Raw genomic sequence first — 5185 nt, forward strand, 5'->3', positions numbered from 1 at the left:
TCATTGAATTAATTTCATACTTTCTATCATGGATATGTTTCGGTACAATGTCGCCCTGATTCCCTTTTCCCTGTTGATATCCAAACCGATATCCTGAATGCTGCCACGGAAAGCTTGCATTTCGGGAACACCTGAATGTCATATTTCAGATAGGCTTCCTTTGCCGGGTCAAATTGAAGTCCCGCTTCAGGGGCTGTTCCCACCAAATCCAGATCATCCTTGTCGTTTTCATCATTGAACAGGTTTACAGACAATTGTCCTTGCGCACTGATAGAAAATACCAACGGCAACTTGTCGGATTCTATCGGGAAAGACTGAGAGGCCTGATGGATGACCGGTTTTTCCAGCAGGTCTTTGTCTGCCAGTTTTTTATCGGAGGTCAGTTCTCCGGAAAGTGCGAAGATGGGGAGGAGATTGGGCATGGGATAAATGAATTGAGGAGATTTGAAAAACAAAAAGGGTTCACCTTGTTATAAAGACTTAAGATAATGCTATCAAAGTATTTATGGAAGGAATATTAAAAAAACCTCGCTGCCTGAACGTGCATCCAATCAAAATTGAAAGATCGGCCCAGACTTACCCAGCCCTCTTCTTCCCAACATCTCCACCAAGCCTCGTATTCAGGCCGGGAAAAAGTTGACGTTTCCCGTCCAGCCCTCAGAGGATTTCTCGCGGGATCAAAATCCAAAGCAATTCCCCAGGCATGCATGGACCAGCTATTTCCCTGTCTCATTTGGCGGTTGTTAAAGCATCCGCCAAACAGGTTCAATCTAAGCCGTTTGATTTCATCTTCTCCATAGATTTCCTTGACTTTGGTCAGGACGTTGGACATACTGTCAGCCACCTTTCTATGGCATCGGATTCTAGTCACAAGGGAATAAGGTTCCCAGCAAACATGCATGCGAAAGGGAATGTCAACGGAGACAAGATTGTGTTCACCCCTTTCCCCAAACAAGTTGTGAAATTCCGGTGAGTTTTGGATAGGCCATTTTTTTGGTTTGTCGAAGATCAATTCGTCAGGCCTCCAAAGGGGTTGGTCTTCCCCATTTGTAAGTTTGTATTTCAAAAGGTCATAGGCGCTTTCGGTCTGTGGCCCCCAGATGCCATCCAATGGCCCCGGATTGAACCCGGATTCTTTGGCCTTCAATTGTATAAAGCCTATAATTCTTCGGTTAGTCGGCCATGATTTTGGGATATCCCCATATTTGGCTAAGCCTTCCATTGTCATGGGGCCGGGTATGCCATCGATACTTCCTGTGTAATGGCGATCTTTTTTGAAGAGTTCCTGTGCGGTTTTGATGATTTCTTCCATGGTTAAAAATTGTTTTTATGTGTATGACTAATAATCAAGTATGATTCTAATACATATTTTAATATTGGAGCCTTCCTGAAAAAGAATTATCATTTTTTCTAGCTGGACTTCTTCATTTGTTTCATTCATGATTTACCTATTTTGACTTATCGGATTAAAAATTAAAGGAGATAAAATAATTGAATTAAAAATAAACAATTTTGCTGTTCAATACCAAAAATATTACAATTAAAACAATTTTTCACCAAATTTAATGAACTATATCACGATATATTCCTTCTGATATTTCTGACTGAATTTTCTGATATCTGATACATCATTCCACTATTTGGTGTGGTGTTTGCCATTTTCTCGGGACTTTTTAGGCCTGTACAAACCAAAAGCGAACCCTACGAGGATACCAATGCCTTTACCAACTTGGTCAAAAACGTCGAATCCCTGATTTCAAATTTTATAACCCAAAGATTTGTTACATGATTATTTTTGTAACTTAAGAAAATATCATATTTGTATGCCATGTATGTTGAGTATTGATTAGACAAAATGAGAATTTAAAACAATACTAGAAGCAGCCTCCCCAATCTTATACAACTCCTCCCTATTCTCCGCATTACTCATCTCCACCAAACTTTCCACTTCCTTTTCAGTAAATGTTTTCTCTAAACCCAATTTGTTAAGTTCTTCTACTGTAATCGGGAAATTGTAGCGAAGGTATTTGAGCATGGGTTTTCCTGCCAGGTAATCTCCATCCAATTTGTCGATTTCCATATCAATTGAATGAGCGGTAGGGGAGTTGGATAGCCATTGAAGGACGATCTGATTTTGCCAAGAGGCATCCTGCATCAGCATATTGGGAACGTCTTTGGCCCAGGTTTTCATCCAAGCTTTTTCTATTTTTCCCACGTGTTTTTTGAATACACTGTATCCGGTCCCTACGGATACCAGTGTGATTTTGTCTTCGGAAAGCGGCCAATGAAATGGAAAACCGGTCAAAGTGGCAACCATCAACAATGTCAGGGAAGGATTATTGGCCATGCTTACTCCGCCATCCACAAAGGCAGCCCGCTGCCCATCACCGACATCAATCATCTGAGGGGCAAAGTAGGTAGGGGCAGCACTACTTGCCCTGATGGCCTGCCAAAGTTGGATGTCTTTGTTTCTGCCATCTACCGAATCATAGAATCTGCCATACGGATGGTTGATAAGCGGCCAAACACTGTTGGTATCGGCACGTTTTGCCACAATACAAAGCCCTGTTTTCAACTCATCACTGCCGAGGGTAATATTTCCGAAAGCATTTCGGAGGCTGTCCTCCAAAGCTTTGTAATCATATTTTGCTTTGAGGTATTTGAATGTGTCCCATGGTTTCCAAAAATTTCTTTTATCACCAAAAATCACTCCCCCAAGTTCCATGTATAGTTCCTTGATCTCATCGACAGTTTTCCCTGTAGCCAATGCCGCCGCGATAATGGAACCTGTCGAAGTTCCACCAATCAGGTCAAAATGATCAAATAGTAAGTAATCCTTTCCATGTTTTTCCTGAAGGATGGTTTCTATCTTTTTGAGAAAACCAAGGGTAAGGGCCCCCCTGATTCCGCCACCGTCAAGGGAAAGGATTCTTTTAGGAGTACCGTCGGCGGCTAGATGTTCGTGAAGTGTTTTTCTCATATGAAAATTAAAATTTAAATATAAGGTGAAAGAAAAAGGTTAATAGTAGTGGTTATTGCTCTGAAATCAGATTCTCAATAATCTCTTTAACCCAATCCCCATGCTTTAAAAACATCTGAAGGTTATTGGCGGTGGTTTTTCTTTGCCAAGGTTCATTGGGAATAGCTAGGGTAGCGGAAAGGTAATCGAAGGCTTTTTCTTCCTCGTTTTGAAGTACCGACAGTTCCAATAATGTGGCATAAGGCCAATAATCATCGAAGTTGGATGTGGCTCTGCGTAGATTGGTTTTGTCTTTTTTCTCCAAATGGGTATTGACAGCGAATTCCACCACTTTGGCAAAATCTGCTACATCTTCGTCACCCCTTATGTATTTCAAAGTAGCTGCATTGACCCCGGGATAATAATCCCGGATGTCTGCCTTAAAGCCCATTAAATAAGTGTCTATCGCTTTGTTCAAAAATCCCTTAGCTTTGATCCTATCAGTGTCCTTGAAGGCATTGAATTGGTCTTTGTAAATCCGCCCGAGGATGCCCAAGGTTTCACTGTTTGGGCCATTTTCTTCTACGAGCTGACTCAATATCTGAATAGCCTTGTTCTTTTGGCCTGTCCGGTTCAAGGCAAATCCATATTGTTCCTGGAAAACCTGATTCTTTTTGAGGTGAACTGGAAGTGAATCAATAAAAGCTGCCATTACCGAAAAACCTTCAACAGAACGATATGCCAACATAAAGTCTATAGCCATTCCTGCGGTCCAATCTTCCTTGTTGTCAAATTCTTTTTCAAGTTGTTGAACTCTCTCTAATTTTTCCTCATTAGGACTCTTTGACGATATGATTTCTGAAAGCTTTTCCCTGATGGAGTTCTCATGGGTAACCTGTTCCCGTAGCATTTCCACTTTTTCATGGGAAAGACTATGTTTGAATTCTATGCCATCCAGCAATTGGTAGACTGGGCTGTCGGGAAGTTTTTGTTTCTTTACTCCCTTGAGGTAATCTACAAGTCTGGTGATTTGGGTTTCAAGATTTTCGATTTTGCCATCGGCCAAGGTGTATGGAAAACAGCGGACATCAACGAGGTCAAAGGGGATTTTGGTACCAGTCTCAAATATGCTGAAAGTGGTAAAAGGCTTTGCGGTATAGCGGATACCCAATTCGTAAAAAACATTTGCATTGGCAGCCGTAAGGTCAGCAATGGCATATTCACATAGGATTAGCCTTTCATACATGGGTTTATGGATGATGCCCCCCATCATTTCCTCATCAGCCCTAATAGGAGAGAGGCCGGCCTTTTCAATTACCGGCTTTATAAAATCAGAATAGACATAATCGAAATCAATCAATTTGTCATTGGCATCTTTCTTTTTGCCAAAAGGCATGATGATGAAGCAGAGAGGTTTCATGGGGCAAGGTTTATTTTATTCCAACTTATCAGCGATAAAAGTATGATTTAGAGGACATGCTCAAATCAAATTTGACTACGGTTTTTTGAAGAGGACGAATTCATATCTTTTGAATATAAAATTCAATTCAAAAAAGCTGCTTAATAATTTATTCTTTTGTTACCAGTTTTCTGTAAAAAAAGAATCGAAAACTCTAGAATCGTCTAGAATACCAAAGACCTTAATTTTTGGAAAAAGAATAATTTCAAATTCCAATAACAAGAAATATAGATTACAAAATAGGAAATAATTTACAAATTCAGTGATGTAGAGCACAAAAAAAATAGATTAAAATTGATAATTGTATGAATAAATTAGAATCCATAATGCCTGTCTATCATGTTTATATGAATGTCATCAAGGAAATCCTGAATTCAGGGATAGAAAAATTGAAGGAGCCGGATGTTACAATTGGAAAGGCCTTTAGAAGAATTACTCCCCCTTAAACCCCATACTCACCGAATTAATACAATACCTAATCCCCCCTTTATCTTTCGGCCCATCAGGAAATCTATGTCCTAGGTGACCACCACAATTCGCGCAAAGGATTTCTTCCCGGACCATAAAATGACTACGGTCCATTTTCACCTCTATGGCTTCAGGTCTGACGGGTTCGGTGAAGGAAGGCCAACCACAACCACTGTCATATTTGGCTGAGGAATGGAATATCTCATTGCCACAGGCTTTACATTCATAGATGCCTGTTTCTTTATTGAGGTAATATTGGCCGGTAAAGGGTCTTTCAGTTCCTTTTTCCCGTAGAACAT

The 5185-nt window shown here is 40.4% G+C and carries 6 protein-coding genes; 1 reads left to right on the top strand and 5 read right to left on the bottom strand.

Going from position 1 to position 5185, the window contains the following annotated elements:
- Window positions 1-26 precede the first annotated feature (26 nt).
- From ACEW8O_RS23100 to ACEW8O_RS23115, 4 genes are all read right to left on the bottom strand, one after another.
- The gene (locus ACEW8O_RS23100; RefSeq protein WP_373496994.1) at window positions 27-422 is read right to left on the bottom strand and encodes a hypothetical protein; all 396 of its coding nucleotides are present in this window, start codon (window positions 420-422) and stop codon (window positions 27-29) included.
- A 95-nt stretch (window positions 423-517) separates the two neighbouring features.
- Window positions 518-1312, bottom strand: coding sequence for a M15 family metallopeptidase (locus ACEW8O_RS23105; RefSeq protein ID WP_373496995.1), 795 nt, complete (start codon window positions 1310-1312; stop codon window positions 518-520).
- A 534-nt stretch (window positions 1313-1846) separates the two neighbouring features.
- Entirely contained in the window at window positions 1847-2980 is a 1134-nt protein-coding gene (locus ACEW8O_RS23110) for a patatin-like phospholipase family protein (protein WP_373496996.1), read from the bottom strand.
- A gap of 52 nt (window positions 2981-3032) precedes the next feature.
- Complete coding sequence (locus tag ACEW8O_RS23115; protein WP_373496997.1) at window positions 3033-4379, bottom strand: TRAFs-binding domain-containing protein; 1347 nt, start codon at window positions 4377-4379, stop codon at window positions 3033-3035.
- A gap of 344 nt (window positions 4380-4723) precedes the next feature.
- On the opposite strand from ACEW8O_RS23115, the gene ACEW8O_RS23120 reads away from it, so the two are divergent.
- Window positions 4724-4864, top strand: coding sequence for a hypothetical protein (locus ACEW8O_RS23120; protein WP_373496998.1), 141 nt, complete (start codon window positions 4724-4726; stop codon window positions 4862-4864).
- Here the strand turns inward: ACEW8O_RS23120 and msrB are convergent.
- Window positions 4851-5185: peptide-methionine (R)-S-oxide reductase MsrB (gene msrB, locus ACEW8O_RS23125; protein WP_373496999.1), on the bottom strand; the 335-nt coding region annotated here is incomplete at its 5' end. The genes ACEW8O_RS23120 and msrB overlap by 14 nt on opposite strands.

The sequence above is a fragment of the Aquiflexum sp. genome (genome assembly GCF_041749095.1).
Lineage (GTDB): Bacteria > Bacteroidota > Bacteroidia > Cytophagales > Cyclobacteriaceae > Aquiflexum.

Coding starts and splice junctions, on each gene's coding strand:
- ACEW8O_RS23105 (WP_373496995.1), bottom strand. CDS start 1,312: ATGGAAGAAATCATCAAAACCGCACAGGAACTCTTCAAAAAAGATCGC.
- ACEW8O_RS23100 (WP_373496994.1), bottom strand. CDS start 422: ATGCCCAATCTCCTCCCCATCTTCGCACTTTCCGGAGAACTGACCTCC.
- ACEW8O_RS23115 (WP_373496997.1), bottom strand. CDS start 4,379: ATGAAACCTCTCTGCTTCATCATCATGCCTTTTGGCAAAAAGAAAGAT.
- ACEW8O_RS23120 (WP_373496998.1), top strand. CDS start 4,724: ATGAATAAATTAGAATCCATAATGCCTGTCTATCATGTTTATATGAAT.
- ACEW8O_RS23110 (WP_373496996.1), bottom strand. CDS start 2,980: ATGAGAAAAACACTTCACGAACATCTAGCCGCCGACGGTACTCCTAAA.